Below are 18,830 nucleotides of genomic sequence, written 5' to 3'. Positions count from 1 at the left end.
ACGGGCACATGGTCGTGCCCCATCGGGCATCGCCGCTTCCGATCGGCGGCTCGGAGGGCCACTCTGGAGGGGTGACCCCGGTCGCAGCGAAGCAGGCCGCCCCGGTTCGCACGTCGAGCATGCGAACCGCGCACGCCGCGCCTGCCTCCCGTGGCGGCGCATCGTGGGCGGGCCCGGCCGTCGACCTCGTCGCCCTGCAGCGCACGGCCGGCAACCGGGCCGTGAGCGCGCTGGTCGAGCGGCAGCGGGCCGCGCCGGCCGCACGAACGGCCGGGCCGGCGCACGACCGACGGCACGCGGCATCCGCCGTGGTGCAGCGCGTGCCCGTCACCGTGCCCTCCCGCCAGGAGACCCTCTTCAACCAGCGCCAGGCGCCCGTCGCCCCCGGCACGGCGGGCGCGGCCGTCTACGGCAGCGCAAGGGGACGCAACCTCGACCTGACCCGCGGCGGTTCGCCCGAGGTGGCGACCGCGACCGTGCACATCCGCTTCGTCGACCAGGCACGAACGCCGGTTCCGGGCCCGGGCGGAACGATCGTGGCCGACACCGAGCGGGTCATCCCGGCGGGTGACGCCCGACGTGCGTTCGCGGTGACGACCTGCACGACCGCGCCCGGGCACTGGAACAACCGTGCGGTCCTCGTCGGCGAGCGTGCCGCGCCGGGCCTGATCGCCGGGCTGTTCACCTCCGACAAGGGCGGTCCGGTGCGCCTGCCGTTGCGGTTCAAAGCCGAGCCGGTGTGGGACCTCAGCGGCAAGGACAAGGGGTACCCGACCGTTCGGCTCTTCCCGCAGACGCAGGCGGCCGGTGGCAACACGCACCCCATCGACGCCGGCAACTACTACATGAACGTGGCGGCGTACGGGGCCGCGAACGCCGAGGCGATCTACGCGCACGAGTACGGGCACCTGATCGGCCTCTCCGACGAGTACTCGCAGTCGAACCCGCAGATGCACGCCCTCATGCACCAGATGGACCCGGCGACGTCGGCCCAGCGGGGCGCGGCCCTCGACCGGGAGGCCGTGCGCCGCATGATCCTCGCGTCGCTCGTGCCGCAGCTGCACGCGCGGGTCGCCGGCGCCGCCGGCGAGATCTCGCAGCAGTTCCTGCGGGCGCAGGGACCGGTTCGTGCGGCGCTGGGCGCGAGCGTGCGTGCCGCGATGGCCGATCCGTCGACCGTCGCGGCCCTGCAGATCGCGGTTCCGCCGACCGCGGCGCGACTGGCGCCGTACGTGCCGCGCACGCTCGCGGCCGCGGCGAGGAACCCCGCGAACACGACCGCCCCCGCCTCTGCCGCGGTGGCCGCCGAGTTCGCGCCCGCCCCGATCGAGTCGATGCTGCGGCGTCTGTACATATCGTCGCTCGACGGAGCGGCCACGGGCGTGGTCGATGTCGGCGCGAACCTCGGCATGCACATCACGATCGAGGGCAGTTCCGGACTCACGGCCGACGGGCGCCCGGCGGTCGGCGGGGCGAGCGGGCTGTGGGCCGGCGGGCCGGCCTCCGCCGGCGACCTCTCGGCGGTCGTCGACCAGGTCGCGGGCGCCTCCCGCACCGGGCGGGTGCCGCCGTTGCGCGCGTCGGGCTCGATCCTGCGCGACCTCTCCTCGCTGCCCGCCGGTTGGGCGGCGCTCGCGGGCGGTGCGCCCGCGAGCATGTCCGTCGCGACGGTGACCAACGACGTCAAGCAGTCGCTGGCGAGTGCGTTCATCGCGCGCGTCGGTCCGATCCTCGCGGGTACGGCGGCTCCCACGACGACCGCGCGGCTCGGCACGTTCGTCGCCGGACTGAACGCGGCGGCCAAGACGGCTGCGACGGCCGCCAGCACCAATGCCGTGCGCGCGTTCCTCTCGTCGGAGATCCAGCCGGTGATCACGAGGTCGACGGGGTCGCTCATGACCGCGATCGGCGAGGAGGTCACGCGCATCATGGGCACCCCCGCCGAGAAGCTGGCCCAGACCGCACCGCGCGACCCCGCGATCGCCGGCATCGCCGCCGCGATGGCCGGCAGGTTCGCCTTGGCGAAGGCGGGTGCGACGATCTCGCAGATCGTGAGCGGCGGCACCCCCGTGAACCCGGGAACGGCCGCACCCGCTCAGGAGGTCACGTACAGCACGGTGAACATGATGAGCGACAACACCGACATCTTCCGGGCCGACCAGTTCGCCGACATCGCGACCGCGTTCAACGGTTCGGGCCTGAAGCGCAGCCGTGAGAGCGACTTCCGCATCGAGATGGGCGCGGCGTGAGCAGCCTCGGCGCCCCTCGCCGGCTGCTCGCACGCGTGCGCGGGCCCGAGAACGACCTGGCCGTCGCTGTGGCGGATGCCGCGTGCTGGGTCGCCGTGCTCAGGCGCCCCGGCTCGGCGGGCGACCCCGTCGGCGTGTTCCGCGCGGACAGCTCCGGCTCCGAGGCGGATGCCGCGTGGTCGGCCGCGACCGCTGCGCTCGACGCGTCGACGGCGGGCGTCGGCGGCGACACCGGCTGGTCGCTCGACCTCGACGGGCACGCCGGCGACGTGCCGCACACGATCGCCGTCGAGGTCGGACTCGACGCCGTGGTCGACCCGCTCATCACGCGCGCGCTGGACTCGCCGGTGGCCGCGGTGCAGCTCGAGGCGCACCTGGTCGACGTGCCCGGCATGGGCTCGATGCTCGGATACACGCTCGCGACGTCGGGCACCGAGACCGTCGTGCTGCTGCTCGACGCCGATCGGTTCGAGGTCTCGACGGGCGGTGGGACGGTCGCGCTCGCGCCGCCGTCGCTCGGGCTCGTCGACGGCGACGGGTCGTTCCGCGACGGCATCCGGGCGACGGCCGAACTGCCCGCGGGCAGTCGCGCGAGCTGCTCGTTCCCGCTCGAACTGCTGGCCGCCGCGGGGGCGGCCGACGCGACGGCGATCACCGCGGCATCCCTCTCGGGCTGGCTGGCGCTCGTCGGCCCATGGGCGGGCGGCCCCATGGAGCGGTTCGTGCTGCGGGCACCGGCGCAGGTCGTGCCCGCGACGGCACTCGGCTGACCCGCCGCAGAGGCGAGCTGCTCGGTCTGTGAACCGAAGCGCCCCCCGCGACGCGAAGGACCGCGCGACCCGGAGGGCCGGACGACGTGGAAGGCCGGGGCTCAGCCCGCCTCCTCTTCCTCCTCGGGCGCCTCCTCGCGCTGCACGAAGCTGCCTTGCACGGGCGCCTCCTCCTCCTCGCCCTCGGCGTGCCGCTGCACCGGGGCGGGCTCGCTCATGACGCGCGTCGCGTTCTCGGAGGCGGCGCGCTCGAACCGGTCGCCCGGGTCGCTGACGCTCACCCCGCCGCCGCTCGGCGTGCCCTCGACCGGGCCCGATCGCTGCTGCACGACGTGCGTCAGCTCGTGCGCGATGGTCGTCTGCCCGGCGAGCGATCCCGGATCGTAGGCGTCGCGCTGGAACACCACGTTGCTGCCGACCGTGTAGGCGTTCGCGCCGACCGACTTCGCGGACTCGTGGGCCGCGGCATCCGTGTGCACCCGCACGTCGCCGAAGTCGGCGCCGAGCCGCGACTCCATGTCGGTGCGCACCGCGGGCTCGAGCGGCGAGCCCGACGACCCGACCACGTCGAGCACGGGCGAGCGCTGCTCCTCGACCATCTCGGCGACGGCGCCGTTGCCCGCCTCCCGCTGGAGCCGGAGCATGCCGGCCGGCCCGATCACGTCGGTGCGCCGCTCGGCGAGCCCCGCCGTCCGCGCGTCGGCCTCGCGCGCGGCATCCGTCGTCCTCCGCGCGAGGTCGAGCTCCGCGCCGTCGTAGTCTTGTGCGTGCATGGTGCACCTCCATGGTCGCCCGATCCCATTCCACCGCCGCCGGAGCCGGTCGGCGCGAACTCTGCCCGATCGGGCACCCGGCCCGTCGCGATCGAGCGCGCGGCGGCCCGCCGGCCGCACGCCGACCGCCACCGGCATCCGCGCCCCTGCTCATCGCCCCACCACCAGGTCCCAGTACGGCCCGAACTCGCGCTCGACGAGCAGGCGCCCGAGCTTGCGGTACTCGCGGTGCACGGCGAGCACGAGGTGGTGCATGCGCACGATGCCGTCGTCGGCCGCCGCGAGGTAGGCCGCGGTGACGGCCGCCGAGCGGATCGCCCCGCCCGCGAGCTCGAACGCGTCGCCGAGGAAGACGAGGTCGAGATCGTCGCCGCGACGCAGTCGCGAGCCGAGGCTGCGATCCCAGAGCCGCGTGCGGTGCGCGGCATCCGGCATCGGGAAGTCGACGATCACGTCGAGCCGGCGCGTGAACGCCTCGTCGATGTTCGCCCGAAGGTTCGTCGCGAGGATCGCGAGCCCGTCGAAGGTCTCCATGCGCTGCAGCAGGTAGGCGCTCTCGACGTTCGCGTACCGGTCGTGCGCGTCCTTCACGTCGCTGCGCTTGCCGAACACCGCGTCGGCCTCGTCGAAGAGCAGCACGGCGTTCGTTCCGGCCGCCGCGACGAATATGCGCTCGAGGTTCTTCTCGGTCTCGCCGATGTACTTGTCGACCACCGACGACAGGTCGATCACGTAGAGGTCGAGGCCGAGCTCGCCCGCGACGACCTCGGCCGACATGGTCTTGCCCGTGCCGGAGTCGCCCGCGAACAGGCCGACCACCCCGTGCCCCCGACCACCGCCCGGCCGCATGCCCCAGTCGCCGAGCACCTGCTCGCGGTGGCGGGCGCGCACCTCGATCTCGCGCAGCGCCTCCATGGTCGCCGACGGCAGCACGAGGTCGGCCCAGCCGACGTGCGGGGTCACGCGACGCGCGAGACGGTCGAGCGCCGACGCGTTCTCGGCCCTCGCCCCGGCCGCGAGATCGGCGGCGGTGAGCTCGCCCGTCGTCGACAGCGACGCCTGCGTGCGCGCCGTCGCCGAGGCGCGCAGCACCTGCTCGGGGCGGAGGCGGAACTGCGCGGTCGCCGACGCGACGTCGAGCCCCTTCGCAGCCGGCCCGAGTGCGTGCGACCAGAGCGCCGTGCGCTCCTCGGTCGTCGACGCCGCGACGTCGTCCATGGCTGGCAGTTCGCGGAACCAGCCCGGATCCCACGTCGGCTCGCCCACGAGCACGGTCGGCCGCGGCGAGTCCGCGAGCACCTCGATGAGCGCGGTCGGAGTCTCGAGGGTCACGGGCGACGCGACGACCCCACGGCCGGTGAGCCTGGCCTCCCGCACCGCGAGACGCGCGAGCCCCGCGGCATCCGATTCCCGACCGAGTCTGGCCAGGTCGACCTGCACCGTGCCGAGGCCGTTCGCGCGCAAGGCGCGTCGGGCGATCGCCTCGCCGGAGCCGGTCGCGGTCTCGCGCAGGTACATGAGCCGGATGCCGCCGGCGAGCGCATTGCGCAGGCGACGGTCGTCTCCCCACTCGATCTCCTGGGCGCCGACGAGCACGCCGTCGAGCGACCGGTCGGGTGTGTCGTCGCCGAGGAGGTGCCCGACCACCCGGTCCGGAACGCGCACCGCCCGGCCGGGCAACGGGCGGTCCTCGTCCTCGACGAGCACGAGCCCGCCGGCCACGAGCGGCCCGGTGAGCAGTCGCGCCCGGTCGGCCGCGTTCGTGAGCGGCACGCCGCACAGCTCGAGCGCGACGGTGACCGACGGCCGCCGACGGCCGACGTCGTCGTTGAGGTAGCCGAAGAACCGCTCGAACCGGGGGTCGAGGTCTGCGGCGAGCGCGATCACGAGCAGGTCGACGTCGATCGGAGCCAACCCGAACTCGTCGGCCAGGCGGCGCAGGCGCACCGGGTGCCCCGCGGCCTCGGCCATGTCGGCGGCCTGCTCGCACGCGGCCAGTCGCGAGGAGGCATCCGACCAGTCCGGCACCTCCGGCGCGCCCTCGAGCATCCGGTCGATGAGCTCGTCGCTGAGGTAGAGCCCGCGGAACGGGTCGTCGGGCTGCGGGTCGACCGAGCGCCTGGCCGCGACCAGGCGTCGGATGCGGTCCTCGATCGCCCCGAGGCGCCCGAGCAGGTGCGCGAGGCCCGGGTCCTGGGCCATGTCAGTCCTCGTCTGGTGCCGGCTGGAATCTGGCATCTTCGCTCCCGAATCCCATCGCCTCGAAGCCGGCGCTGACGCCCGAGGTGACGGGCGGCCCGACGTGGTACGAGATCGCCCGGCTCAGCGGCGCCGTCACGACGACGTCGAGCGACGGCTTCAGCTCGCCGCCCAACGACGACCAGACGTCGGCGAACGCACGATCCTCGGGCGGCGGCTGCGCGATCGTGATCGAGCACGGCAGTCCCGTCTCGGCCAGGGTGTCGACCACGAACGCGTCGGGGATCGCGTCGAACCGCAGGAAGCAGCGCAGCAGCGCGTCGAGCAGGCGGTGCTCGTCGTCGGGTCGCTGCGTCCACGCGGTCACGAGGTACGACAGCTTGAAGAAGCGCGGAGCCGGCTCGCGCGATACGACGATGCCGTGCTCGTCGCGCTGCTCGATGAAGCCGAACTCGCGTCGGCGCACATCCTCACGGATGTCGTAGAGGAACAGGTCGACCGTCGGCGCGTTGCGACGCGCCGCCCAGTCCTTCGTCGGTGCGTCGAGCGCGATGTCGATGTCGGCGGCGATGCCCTCCGACGCCTTCACGAGCGATCGCAGCGCCTCGTCGATCTCGCCGATCATCCGCCTCTCCCCACCAGATCGGGGCCCATCGCCGAGCGCGGCACGACGAGCAGCGAATTGCTCGTCGGCACGTCTGCGAACAGGCCGTCCTCGCTGTGCATCACGAGCTGCTGCTCCCCGACGCCCTGCCAGCGCAGCACCACGAGCGACCAGCGCCCCTCCGTCGGATTCGCGGGGTTCGGCCACTGCGTGCCGACCGTCGGCGACGTGCCCTCCCAGCGCAGCGTGATGCGCGCATTCGGCGGCAGGAACGCGCCGAACGCCTCGATGCCGTCGCCCGGCGTCGCCACCGACTGCGAGAACAGCAGGTTCGGCTGCAGCACCGTGAACGGCTCGCGGTCCTGGCCGATCCAGGACGGCGGCAGCGTGCCGTCGACGGGCGTGGGCGCCGGCTCGGGCTCGGGTGTCGGCTCGGGCGTCGGGGTCGGCTCCGGCGGGCAGACCTGGGACTGGTTGGTGCACACGCAGACCCCGTCGGAGTTGATGTAGCAACCGTCAGGAGGCCACCCAGGCGGGTCGGGATCGGGGTCGGGGTCCGGCTCGGGCTCCGGCGGTTGCGGCAGCGGCTTCGCGGGCGGCGCATCGAACGAGAGGCTCACGCCGTCGACCGCGAGGTCGTCGGTGCGCGGCGCCTGGATCGGCGTGGGCGGCAGCGTCGGCGGCGGCATCGCGAAGGTCAGCGTCACCACGGCGGATGCCCCTGGCTCGTCGAGTCCCGTCACGGTGCACGTCGTGCCCGCGAACGTCGCGCATCCGGTCTGCGTGGTGCGGGTGAGGTATCCGGCCCACTCGAAGTCGAGTCCGATGACGAGCCCGTCGAGCGTCGCGCCCGGATTCTCGCGCGTGACGGTGGTCGTGACGACGAGCTGCTTGCCGCCCGTGTATCCGGGGTCGTGGTCGAGCGTCAGGTCGAGGCCGACGGTCGCACGGAAGCGCGTCACGGGTTCCTCGTCGGGAGCGACCCACTCCAGCGGCAGGTCGAGCTCGCCGTCCGAGTTCCGGTCGGTCAGGCTCACCGCCTCGGCCCGCACCGGCCCCGTGAGCACGCTGCCGGGTGGCGCGCCGCCGACCGAGAAGGCCAACCCCACCGTCACGACGGCACCCGGCTTCGGCAGCACGATCACGCAGATCTCGCCATTCCACGATTCGCAGCCGACGGGCGGCGCGGTCGGATGCAGGAACGCCGGCCACGTCACCCTCACCGAGACAACCAGCTCGTCGAACGGATCGCGCTTCGCCCCGGGGAATACCGGCCGGGTCGCCGTCACGGTCGCGGCGACCTCGCCGCCGCCCGCCCAGACCAGGTCGCGGTCGACCTCGACATCGAGCGGGATGAACGGCTCGATGCCGGCCAACGGCTCGTCGTCCGGAATCACCCATTCGACGGGGAGGTCCTCCGTGTACGGGGGTGCATCCGAGAACCCTGGAAAGTAGTTCTGCAGGTGCGCGCCCTCGGCCGTGACCAGCCCGTCGGTCACGCCCGGGCCGACGCTGAAGGCCAGGGGGATGGTGGGGCCGGTTCCGGGCTCCTCCATGGTGACCTCGCACACCAGTCCCTGCGCCTGCAGGGCGCATCCGCTCGGCGTGCTCATCAGCGTGAGGTAGTCCGGCCAGGTGATCGCGATCTCCACGATGATCTGGTCCCAGAACTCGTACGAGGAGCTGTCCTGCTCCACCTCCCGAGATGCCCGGGTCGGCGTGACCAACGCCGAAAGCATCGGGCCGTCCTCCCAGACGTAGTCGTCGCTGAGCAGGACGTCGAGCGACACGAGTGCGTCATCGAGCACCAGCCGGTCGATGCTCGACTGGATCCACCGATCGGGGAAGCCGTGCTCGATATCACCGTCCGAGTTCGGCTCCACGACGATGACGGACTCCGCCGTGGTCTCGAACAAGCCCGCGATCGGTGGCCCGGCTGGCACCCCGAACTCCATCGTGATCTCGACCGTGGCACCGGGTTCGTCGAGACCCTCGATCGTGCAGACATGGTCGAGGTACGACGTGCAGCCCTCAGGAGCGCCGAGCGGCACGACGAAGGCCGGCCAGTCCAGCCGCACAGCGACCTCCGAGGCGGTCAGCACCGTGGTGACCTCCGGATGGTGCATGACGGTGACGACCACTGACACCTCGTCGCCGCCCGACGAGAGGAACTCGGCATCCGCCTCCGTCGTGGTCGTGAAGACCCGGTCGAGGATCGCAAACGGCGTGCTGTCCGAGTTCGCCCATGCCGGGTTCATCGTGATGCCCCCCGGCGGGGTCGGACTCGCGGCCGGAAGAACACTGGTCTCGAGGCCTACCGGCACCGTCCGCGAGGACGTTGCGCGTCCGACGCCCGACGCGCCATGAGCACGATTCGCCCACGACGCGAGGGCGATGATCGGCTCGGTGTAGGTCCACCCGCTCACGAACTCGATGTCGAACGTGTCCAGGCGCTCGCGCTCGACCTGGAAGGCCGGCGTCGTGAAGTACAGGTCCCAGCCGCGCAGCACGCGCTGGTACAGGTCGTCGTACTCGACCGGCGGGTCTGGGAGGCCCGGCAGCAGGTTCGCGTCGTCGATCGTGCAGTCCAAGGCGGCTGCGCCGAGCGCGACGCATCCCGGGGGCGGCGAGCCGTCGAGCACCATGCCCTCCGGCCATGAGAGCCGGACGACGAGTTCCGCGTCGTCGATGCCACGTACGGCGACCTCGCTGCTCGTCACGGTGAACCGGCCCAGCACGGGCTCGTCGTCGCCGACCGCGGCGAGGCCGAGGTAGTCGAAATTCTCCACGGAGAGCTGGTACGCCGACTCCGCCGCGACCCCGACCGCGCTCGACACGATCTGGTCGTCCTCCAGCGGCGTGAATTCGAATGCTTCCGTGGACACGTCCACCCAACCGACGGCGGTCGCCCGGAACTCCCCCCGTTCGGCCGAGGTCGTACCGAACGGCCGGACGCCCGTGTCCCGAAGCCGCACGACGCACTGCCCGGTGGCCCCCGGCACGCTCGCGCCTTCGATCAAGCATCGGTCGCCCGTCGTCTCGGGCCAGTTGCGGTAGCCGTCACCCGTACCGATCAGGTGCCACAGCGAACTCCCGGACTCCGCGACGGGCCTGAACGAGGACGCTCTCCAGTCGAGGGTGACGGCGAGACGATCGGTCTCCAGGTCGGCTGGGAGAGCGAGGTTCGTCACGGTCATCGTGACCGTGACGATTCCACCGATCGCCACCGGCATCGGTTCCGCGGAAACGGACAGTTCGAGCTCTCCCGACGCGGCGACGGCGTCGGCCGATCGGGTCGCCGCCGGAAGCGCGGACGGGACCGCGGATGGGCGGCGCGCGGCCGACTCGGCGATGTGCGATTCAGCGATCCGGTGCGGCTCGGCCGAGGAGGCGGCCGCGACGGCGGGGGCGAGCTCGGCCAGATCGGGCTCCACCGCAGGAGGCGCGGCGGTCGGCGAGAGCGCCGCAGGAGCGGAGGGCACCGAGGGCGCCGCGAACGCGGGTGCGCCCGGCGCGAGCAGCGCGACGACCGCGACGGCTGCGGCCCACGCGTGTCCCACTCGTCTCACGGCGTCTCCTCCTGTCCTCACGATGACGAACGGTCGACGGCCCCGCTCCCGGCCCGGTGCACCAGACAGGGCAGGCGCACCTGCCCGCTCGGGCACCGGCTCGTCAGCGCGAGGTCGGCGACCCCGGCGCCCGCCCGCGGCGTCCGCTCAGATGAGCCCCTCGCGCACCGCGTAGGCGACGGCGTGCGAGCGGTTGCGCAGCTGCAGCCGGGTGGTGACGTCGTGCAGCACGTTCTTCACGGTGCGCTCGGAATAGCAGAGCTCCTTGGCGATCTGCGCGGTGTCCCAGCCCTCGGCCACGAGCTTCAGCACCTCGACCTCCCGGGAGGCGAGCCCGCTGAAGGTGATGCCCCGAGGATCGAGCACGGTGCGCTGGAGCCGCCCGACCTGGTCGAGGAGGCGCCCGAGCAGGTCGGGCGGCACGGTTCCCTCGCCGGCCGCGGCCGCGGTGATCGCCGAGAGCAGCCGGTCGGTCGTCGCCTCCGAGCGGCGCAGCAGGCCGACGACGCCGCATTCGACGGCGTCGACCAGCACCCGGTCGTCGAGCTGCGAGGCCACGAGGATCACGCGCGCCTCGCCGTTTCGCCGCAGGAACCGCAGGCTGTTCATGGTCTCGTCGTCGAACACGTCGACGACGACGATGACGACCTCCGGCGCCTCGGCGTCGTCCGGTCCGACGACGCGCACCTCCGGTCTGGGCCTGAGCGCGCTCGTGACGCCGGCCTCTGAGATCGGGTCGCGTGCGTACACCCGCACGGTGGTTCTGGTCATGGCTTCCCCCCGGTGTTCGGTGATGCGGCAGTGCATCGATGCAGTGCAGCAGGGGGAATACGAACAGGATGCCGCGGTGTCCTCTTCGCGCACTCAACATCCGCTCAACGGGCAACTCCGGTTGCGCGAGCGGCTGACCGCGGGGCCCTGCCCGGCGGGCCCGCCGCGCCCGTACGGTGACGCCATGGCTACGAGTGCGACCATCGCCCCGGTCGCCCTGTCCGTCGATCCGGGCACGGCGGCGACGCTCAGCGTGAGCGTGCTGAACGACACGCTCCTCGTCGAGTCGTTCGAGTTGGTGGCCGTCGGCGATGCGGCCGGGTGGACGCGCATCGAGCCGGCCACCCTCACCATCTACCCCGGGCAGACCGAGCAGGCGACGGTCACGGTGCTCGCACCGAGGCTGCCCGATTCGGTGGTCGGCGAGGTGGCGCTCGGCATCCGGGCGCGTGCGGTCGAGCAGCCGGACGTGCAGGTCGTCGCCGAGGCCATGCTGACGGTGAACCCGTTCTCCGAGACCGAGGCCGAACTGCTGCCGCGCATCGCGCACGGGCGAGGGCGCAAGCGCGTGCGGGTCGCGATCGACAATCGCGGCAACGTGCCGCTCGTCGCATCGGTCGCGGGGCAGAGCGACGACCGGCTCGGACTCTCGACCCCGACCCCCGACGTGTCGGTCGATCCGGGGCACACCGAGTTCATCGACGTCGACCTGCGGCCGGTGAAGCGCGTGTGGCGGGGCGACGCCGTGACGCACCAGTACAGCGTGATCGTCGCACCGGACGGCCAGGCCGAGCCGTTCGTGCTGCCGGGCAGCTACGTGCAGGAGCGTGTGTTCCCGAAGTGGCTCTGGAAGCTGCTGCTCGCGCTGCTGCTGCTCCTCCTGCTGCTGCTCGCGCTCTGGTTCTTCGTGCTGAAGCCGACGATCGAGTCGGCCGCCCGCGACGCGGTCGCGGAACCGCTCGCGCAGGCCAACGAGAAGGCCGACTCGGCGGCGGACCAAGCGGGTTCGGCGGCCGAGCAGGCCGACTCCGCCGCGCAGACCGCGAACGAGGCACTCGAGGCGGTCGGCCAGACGCCGAAACCGGTCGAGCCGGTTTCGAAGACGACGAACGTCGACATCCGGTTCGAACTGAGCGACGTCGTCGGCGGCGCACCCGACGAGTCCGACCGCTGGGTCGTGCCGGCCAAGTCGGTGCTGCGCATCACCGACATCGTGATCAGCAACCCCGGCGGCGACTTCGGCGTGATGACGCTCGAGAACGCCGACATCGCCGCGCCGATCTTCACCACCGGCATCGAGAACTTCCGCGACATCGACTTCCACTGGGTGACCGCCGTGCAGCTCGCCGAGGGCGACGAGCTGTTCGCGACGCTCGACTGCGCGAAGGTCGCCCCACCGGTGACGGGTCCGCAGCGCGACGCGTGCGACGCATCGGTGCTCATCACCGGCCGCGTCATCACGACGGGTTGACGATGCCGACCGGGCCGGCCCTGCGTGCGGGAGACATGGCGACCTGCGCCCTGTCTGACGGGCCGAAGCCGCACGTCGGCGGGCCGATCACACCGGCCGCCGCCGTCATGACGGTGCTCATCGCGAACATGCCCGCGGCGGTCGCGAACGGCATCCCGGGCGGCATCGTGTGCGTCTCGCCTGCGCCGAACGGCATCGCGCAGGGCAGCCTCACGGTGCTGATCGGCGGATTCCCGGCAGCCCGCGTCGCCGACCTCAGCATGCACGGCCAGCCGATCGTGCCCGGCCCCGGTGCGCCGACCGTCATCATCGGCGGGTGATCGGGACCGACCGCGGGCGACCGCGTCAGGCGCTCGGCGCGGCGACCCCCGGCAGCAGCCATGCGCCGAACGCCGGTCCGTCGCTCTCGAGCCTGACCAGGCCGTCGGATGCCGCGAGCCGCACGTCGCCGTACAGGGCCGCCGCGGCATCTGCGACGCCTGCCGCGCCGCCGGTCGCACCGACGGCGAGCGCGCCTGCGGCGAACTCGATCGCGGCGGCGTGCCGCGATGCGAACACCAGCACCGAGGCATCCGCCGACTCGCGCACGAACGCGATCGCGTCGCCCTCGGCCGCGAGCCAGCGGATGCCGCCGGTCGCGAGCACGGGCTGCTCGCGACGCAGCCGCAGCAGCGCCCGGTAGGTCTCGAGCACCGGCGCGACCTCGGGGTCGCCCTCGGTGCCCCACGGCATGGGCGTGCGGGAGGCTTCGCCGTCTTCGCCGATGAGGCCGAACTCGTCGCCGGCCCACACCACCGGGATGCCCGGCAGCGTCACCGCGAGGCCGAACGCGACGGGCACGACGCCCTCGCGCGAGTTCGTCGCGAACCGCGGGGTGTCGTGCGTGTCGAGCGCGTTCATGGTCGACAGGCGCGTGCGCCACGGGAACTCGGCGACGAAGTGACGGTGGGCATCGACGAAGCGACGGCCCGTGATCGTCGGCACACGGCCCAGCGCGAAGCCGATGCCGCCGCCCGCCGGGCTGCCTGGTTCGAGCAGCCAACTCCAGAGCGGGCGCGTGAACGGGGTGTACGTCATCGCGCCGTGCCATGCGTCGCCCTGGAAGTCGGATGCCGCGTCGTTGGTCGACTCTCCGAGGAGGATGGTGTCGGGGTTCACCTCGAGCATGGTGCGGCGGATCGTCTGCCGCACCTCGGCGTTCAGGTCGACGCCGCCGAGCCGCCCGGTCATGTTCGCGACGTCGATGCGCCACCCGTCGAGCCCGAACGGCTCCCGGAGGTACTTCGCCACGACCGAGTCGGGCCCCTCGATGAACCGCCGGCGGAGCTCGGTCGACGACCAGTCGAACTTCGGCAGGCTGGGCACCCCGAGCCACGACTCGTACGATCCGTCGTCGCGGAAGGAGTAGAAGGAGCGCTCGACCGACGAGGGATCGGCCTGCGCCGTGCGGAACCACTCGTGCGCGTCGCCCGAGTGGTTCGAGGTGAGGTCGCCGATGACGCGGATGCCGCGGGCGTGCGCCGCCTCGACGAGCCGCACGAGCGCGTCGTCGCCGCCCAGCAGCTCGTCGACCCGGTCGAAGGTCGACGCGTCGTAGCGGTGGTTCGACCGCGCCGGGAACACGGGCGTGAGGTAGAGCAGGTTCACGCCGAGCGACTCGAGGTGATCGAGGTGCTCGCGCACGCCGTCGAGGTCGCCGCCGTAGAACTGCCCCGACCGGTAGGGAGGATCGAGCCGCTGCGGGTCGCCCCATTCCGCGGGGAACGCCCACTCGGGAGCGGGCCGCTCGTCGGCGGCCTCCGACCTCGCGAACCGGTCGGGGAACACCTGGTAGAGCACGCTCGTCGCCGCCCACTCGGGCGCCGGCTCGTGCGCGACGAGCTTGAAGTCGTCGCGGTCGCGCGTCTCGCCGAGGCTGAGGCCCGCCTGGCTCAGCCAGTGCTGCCGCCCGTCGTCGCCGACCAGCAGCCAGCGGTAGCCGTGCACCGGGTTCTCGACCTCGACCTCGGCCTCCCACCACTGCCAGCCGTCGCCGCCCGTTTCGATGCCGCCCGAGACGAGGGATGCCTCGGAGAACCGCGGCTCCCGGTTCGGGTTCGACCGGGTGCCGACCCAGGCAAGCGACCCCAGCGGCGTGCCGTCGGCGGCGATCGCATCGGAGGGCACGCGCAGGCGCACGCGCACGGTCTCGCCGAGCGCGGGGGTCTGCGTCGACACGTGCAGCGGGGATCCGTCGTGGTGCGGACCGAGCCCGCTCAGCTGTTCGGACATGCGCTCACCCTTCCATGTCGGTGTGACATCGGCATGAACGGATCGGCAGTGACGGCGACCCGGAACACGCGGATGCCGCGCGGCATCCGCTCACGGGCGCCGGCCACGCGGCATCCGCTCGCCCCTTACTTGACCGCGCCCGCCGTGAGCCCGCCCACGATGTACTTCTGCAGGAACAGGAACAGTGCGACGACCGGCAGCGCCGCGATGACGGCGCCCGCCGAGAACGCGCTCCAGTCGGCGTAGCGCGGGTTCGACACGAGCTTCGTGAGGCCGACCGCGAGCGTCTGCTTCTCGGTGTCGATGAGCAGCACGGATGCCACGACGAACTCGTTGACCGACGCGATGAACGACAGCAGCGCGACGACCGCGAGGATCGGGGCGACGAGCCGCAGCACGATCGTGAAGAAGATGCGCGCGTGCCCGGCGCCGTCGATCTTGGCCGCCTCGTCGATCGACTGCGGGATCGTGTTGAAGAAGCCGTACATGAGGTAGGTGTTCACGCCCAGCGCGCCGCCGAGGTAGACCATGATCAGGCCGATGTGCGTGTTCAGGCCGATCGCCGGGAACAGGTCGCCGATCGCGCTCATGAGCAGGAAGATCGCGACGACCGCGAGCAGCTGCGGGAACATCTGCACCACGACGATGCCGATGAGGCCGAAGCGACGGCCCGTGAACCGCATGCGCGAGAACGAGTACGCCGCGAGCGCCCCGAGGAACACCGTGAGCAGCGCCGTGATGCCGGCGATCATCAGGGTGTTGCCGAGCCACGTCGTGAAGGGCACCTGCGGATCGGTGAGGATCCGCACGTAGCTGTCGAGGCCGATCTTCGAGAACAGCGCGTTCGACCCGGTGAGCGTGCCGTTCGGGTTGAGCGACGACGACACGACGAACACGATCGGGAACAGCGAGAAGAGCAGCATCACGACGCCGACGATGTGCCGCCAGCCGGTCGCGCGGAACCAGCGGCCGAAGTTGAACGGGCGCTTGGGCGGCACGTAGCCGCCGCTCTTCTGCGCCTTGTGCACCGCCTTCTCGTCGGCCGCCGCGTCGAGCGACGCCGCGAGCATCTCCCCCTCGGGGGAAAGATGGTCGACCCACGGGCCGAGGTCGTGCACCTTCTTGCTCTGAGCGGCCATCAGTTCAGCTCCTCGAGGGACTTGGTTCGGCGGAACGCGATGATCGAGATCACGGCCACGATGATGAAGATGAGGATCGAGTACGCGCTCGCGAGGCCGTAGTCGCGGGTCTGCCCGGTGAAGGCGACCTTGTAGACCATCGAGATCAGGATGTCGGTGAAGCCGACCGGGATCGGCGCGTTCGAGTCGCGCGGCCCGCCGTCGGTGAGCATGTAGATCACGTTGAAGTTGTTGAAGTTGAACGCGAACGACGCGATGAGCAGCGGGGCGACACTGACGAGCAGCAGCGGCAGCTTGATGAGGCGGAAGATCGCCCACGGCCTCGCGCCGTCGACGGTCGCGGCCTCCTGCAGCTCGTCGGGGATCGACTGCAGGGCGCCCATGCACACGAGGAACATGTAGGGGAACCCGAGCCAGAGGTTCACGATGAGCACCGAGACCTTCGCGAGGAACGGATCGGTGAGCCAGGGCACGGATGCCCCGCCGAGCAGCACCTGGTTGATGAACCCGAAGCTCTCGTTCATCATGCCCGCCCAGACGAGGGCCGACAGGAACGACGGGATCGCGTACGGGAGGATGATCAGCACGCGGTAGAACTTGCGGCCCCGCATGCGCATGTCGTTGAAGACGATCGCGAGGAACAGGCCGAGGAAGAACGTCGACGCGACCGAGATGAGCGCGAACGCGAAGGTCCAGAGCGTGACGTACACGAGCGGGCCGGCGAGCCGCTCGTCGGTCACGGCGCGCACGAAGTTGTCGAAGCCGATCACGATCTGCCAGCCGGGCAGCAGTTCGGTGCCGTCTTCGGCGGTGAAGGCGCCCGTGCCGATGTCGGAGTAGACGGTGCCGGTCTCGAGGTCGGTCATGGTGCCGGCGGCCTCGTCGTACTCGAGCGTCGAGACGTAGAGGTACGCGCTGGATCCGTCGGGCGTGCGCACGGCGCCGTCGTTCGGGTCGTCGGAGAAGGGCACCGCGAGCTCGGTGATCTCGTCGGTGCGGGCGAGCACCTGCGCGAAGTCGAGGGTGTTCCAGCCGTCGGCCGAGACGGCCTTGTCGCCGTCGAACTCGGCGGAGACCGGCTCGAGGGGCTGCTCGGCGGTGCCGACGAGCGCGTCGCCGTCGGGGTCGGTCAGGAGGAGTCCGAGCTCGCCGGCGCGGTCGACGACCGTGACGGGATAGCTCGGCGAGTCCTCGACGCGCTCGAGCGACGAGGCCATGAGCGAGGAGACGGCCTGCTCCTTCGAGCCGTTGTGGCCCGTGCCGTAGTTCGTGAAGGCGATGTAGCCCGTGTAGACGAGCACGAACACCTGGAAGACCACGAGGAAGATCACGCCGGGCGTGAGGTACTTCGCGGGCAGCTTGCGGCGCGAGAAGTAGATCCAGTTGACGACGATCGCGACGAGCGCGACGATCGCCGCGACGAGCCACTGCTCGGCGCCCACGAGGATGATGATGCCGAAGACGGCGAGCGCGTCGACGATGCCGAGACCCAGCAGCTTGACGAGCAGCACCTTGACCCCGACGGATGCCGCGTCGGCGATGCCTGCGGCCTGTCGCTGTCGTCGCGTGGGCGGCGTGCCGCCCGTGGCGCCCGTGTGGGGCTCGCCGGCCGTGGCCGGGTCGTCGATCGTGGTGCTCATGCTGCCCTGGTCTTCCTGTCGAGGCTTCCGTCGAGTCGGAGGGGATGCGCCCCGAGGGCGGAGCCCGTCGCCTGCCGCGCGCTGCGCGGACGTGGACGACGGGCCCCGCCCCGGGGCATCCGCTCGCTTAGCCGGCGATGGCCGCCTGCACGTCGCTCGCGAGCTTCTGCCACGTGGCGACCGGGTCGGCACCGTTGATGATGTCGGCCTCGGCGATGCCCCAGTACTGCCACACCTGGCCCATGGCCGGGATGGCGGGCATCGGCACGGCGTCGGCGCCTGCGGCGGCGAAGCCCTCGATGATCGGGTCGCTCGAGGCGGTCTCGGCCGCTGCGGCGTTTGCGGGCAGCACGTTGCCGGCCTTGAACAGCTCGAGCTGGGTGTCCTCGCTGCCGAGGTAGTTGACCAGGAAGTCGTTCGCGGCGACCTTGTTCTTCGACTCGGCCGAGATGAAGAAGCCCTTGACACCGGCGAAGGGCTGCGCGGGGTCGGAGGTCGGGCTGTACGTCGGGTCGACCGCGACGTTGATGCCGGCGTCGACGGCTGCGCCGACGTTCCAGGGGCCGGTCAGCCAGAAGGCCGCCGTGCCGTCGAGGAAGGCCTGCTTGGCGATGTCGCCGTCGATGTCGGTGTTGAAGACGCCGGTGCCGTTCTTGCCCTGCGAGCCGAGCCAGGTGGCGAACGCGTCGCCGCCGGCGTTGCCGAGCTGCAGGTCGTCGGCGTTGTAGCCGTTCTCGTCGCTGCCGAAGACGGGTGCGCCGAACGCGGTCTGGAAGGGGTACAGGTGGTACGGGTTGCCCTCGGCGCCCTGCTCGACCACGAAGGGCTGCGTGAGGCCGGCGGCCTTGCCCTTGGCGATCATGTCGTCGAAGCTCGTGGGCGCCTCGGCGACGAGGTCCGCGTTGCGGATGATCGCGATGTTCTCGACCGCGTACGGAAGCATGTAGACGGTGCCGTCGTAGGTCGACGCGTCGATCGCGACGGGCAGGTAGTCGGCGGCCGAGTCGCCGAGCTCGAGCGGGGCGACGACGCCGTTGGTCGAGAGCTCGCCGAGCCAGTCGTGCGCACCCATGGTGATGTCGGGGCCCTTGCCGGTCGGCACCTGCTGGATGAAGTCGTCCTTGATGTCGGCGTTGTCCTTGCCGACGAGGTCGACCTTCACGCCGGTCTTCTCGGTGTAGGCGTCAGCCGCGCCCTGCAGCGCGTCGACGCGCTCGGCGTCGACCCAGACCGTCAGCGTGCCGCTGGCCGAGGCTTCGCCCTCGGAACCGCTGTCGCCCGATGCGCAGCTCGCGAGGCCGAGCGTCGCGACGACCGCGAGCGCGCCCGCGGCGACGAGGCTCTTCGTGTTCACCCTCATTGGTGTGCCCTTCT

At 71.8% G+C, this 18,830-nt stretch carries 13 protein-coding genes; 4 read left to right on the top strand and 9 right to left on the bottom strand.

Translation table 11 applies throughout. From position 1 onward, the window contains the following. Nucleotides 1-71: 71 nt before the first annotated feature. Entirely contained in the window at nucleotides 72-2,249 is a 2,178-nt protein-coding gene (locus ACFVS8_RS08725; protein WP_387060361.1) for a hypothetical protein, read from the top strand. Further along, nucleotides 2,246-3,019, top strand: a complete 774-nt coding sequence (locus tag ACFVS8_RS08720; protein ID WP_387060358.1) for a hypothetical protein — start codon at nucleotides 2,246-2,248, stop codon at nucleotides 3,017-3,019. Before ACFVS8_RS08725 ends, ACFVS8_RS08720 begins: the two co-directional genes overlap by 4 nt. Nucleotides 3,020-3,120: 101 nt before the next feature. Here the strand turns inward: ACFVS8_RS08720 and ACFVS8_RS08715 are convergent, their stop codons facing one another. From ACFVS8_RS08715 to ACFVS8_RS08695, 5 genes are all read right to left on the bottom strand, one after another. Next, a complete protein-coding gene (locus ACFVS8_RS08715) occupies nucleotides 3,121-3,792 on the bottom strand; it encodes a DUF4157 domain-containing protein (protein ID WP_387060356.1) in 672 nt (223 codons plus the stop codon). A gap of 150 nt (nucleotides 3,793-3,942) precedes the next feature. Then, nucleotides 3,943-5,994, bottom strand: coding sequence for an ATP-binding protein (locus ACFVS8_RS08710; RefSeq protein WP_387060353.1), 2,052 nt, complete (start codon nucleotides 5,992-5,994; stop codon nucleotides 3,943-3,945). Between the two features lies 1 nt (nucleotide 5,995). Continuing rightward, nucleotides 5,996-6,616, bottom strand: coding sequence for a DUF4255 domain-containing protein (locus tag ACFVS8_RS08705; protein ID WP_387060350.1), 621 nt, complete (start codon nucleotides 6,614-6,616; stop codon nucleotides 5,996-5,998). Further along, nucleotides 6,613-10,164 carry a hypothetical protein gene (locus ACFVS8_RS08700; RefSeq protein WP_387060347.1) on the bottom strand — a complete coding sequence of 1,184 codons (3,552 nt, stop codon included), beginning with the start codon at nucleotides 10,162-10,164 and terminating at the stop codon, nucleotides 6,613-6,615. Before ACFVS8_RS08700 ends, ACFVS8_RS08705 begins: the two co-directional genes overlap by 4 nt. A 147-nt stretch (nucleotides 10,165-10,311) precedes the next feature. Next, nucleotides 10,312-10,935 carry a LuxR C-terminal-related transcriptional regulator gene (locus ACFVS8_RS08695; protein WP_387060344.1) on the bottom strand — a complete coding sequence of 208 codons (624 nt, stop codon included), beginning with the start codon at nucleotides 10,933-10,935 and terminating at the stop codon, nucleotides 10,312-10,314. A gap of 184 nt (nucleotides 10,936-11,119) precedes the next feature. Between ACFVS8_RS08695 and ACFVS8_RS08690 the strand changes: the two genes are divergently transcribed. Beyond that, a complete protein-coding gene (locus ACFVS8_RS08690) occupies nucleotides 11,120-12,406 on the top strand; it encodes a hypothetical protein (protein ID WP_387060342.1) in 1,287 nt (428 codons plus the stop codon). 2 nt (nucleotides 12,407-12,408) lie between these two features. Then, complete coding sequence (locus ACFVS8_RS08685; RefSeq protein ID WP_387060339.1) at nucleotides 12,409-12,726, top strand: PAAR domain-containing protein; 318 nt, start codon at nucleotides 12,409-12,411, stop codon at nucleotides 12,724-12,726. Between the two features lie 25 nt (nucleotides 12,727-12,751). Here ACFVS8_RS08685 and ACFVS8_RS08680 read toward each other — a convergent pair whose 3' ends face one another. The 4 genes from ACFVS8_RS08680 to ACFVS8_RS08665 all read right to left on the bottom strand — a co-directional run bounded on the left by ACFVS8_RS08680 (nucleotide 12,752) and on the right by ACFVS8_RS08665 (nucleotide 18,816). After that, nucleotides 12,752-14,677: a glycoside hydrolase family 13 protein gene (locus ACFVS8_RS08680; RefSeq protein ID WP_387060336.1), complete on the bottom strand. Its 1,926-nt coding sequence runs from the start codon at nucleotides 14,675-14,677 to the stop codon at nucleotides 12,752-12,754. Between the two features lie 125 nt (nucleotides 14,678-14,802). Beyond that, entirely contained in the window at nucleotides 14,803-15,816 is a 1,014-nt protein-coding gene (locus ACFVS8_RS08675; RefSeq protein WP_387060333.1) for a sugar ABC transporter permease, read from the bottom strand. Then, nucleotides 15,816-17,456 (bottom strand): ABC transporter permease subunit, encoded by a 1,641-nt coding sequence (locus ACFVS8_RS08670; RefSeq protein WP_387060330.1) that lies wholly within the window; start codon nucleotides 17,454-17,456, stop codon nucleotides 15,816-15,818. Before ACFVS8_RS08670 ends, ACFVS8_RS08675 begins: the two co-directional genes overlap by 1 nt. A 127-nt stretch (nucleotides 17,457-17,583) precedes the next feature. Continuing rightward, nucleotides 17,584-18,816: an extracellular solute-binding protein gene (locus tag ACFVS8_RS08665; RefSeq protein WP_387060327.1), complete on the bottom strand. Its 1,233-nt coding sequence runs from the start codon at nucleotides 18,814-18,816 to the stop codon at nucleotides 17,584-17,586. Between the last annotated feature and the right edge of the window lie 14 nt (nucleotides 18,817-18,830).

Origin of the sequence: Agromyces sp. NPDC058110, from assembly GCF_042884735.1 — a bacterium.
Lineage (GTDB): Bacteria > Actinomycetota > Actinomycetes > Actinomycetales > Microbacteriaceae > Agromyces.
This window is presented reverse-complemented; position numbering and strand designations above follow the sequence as displayed.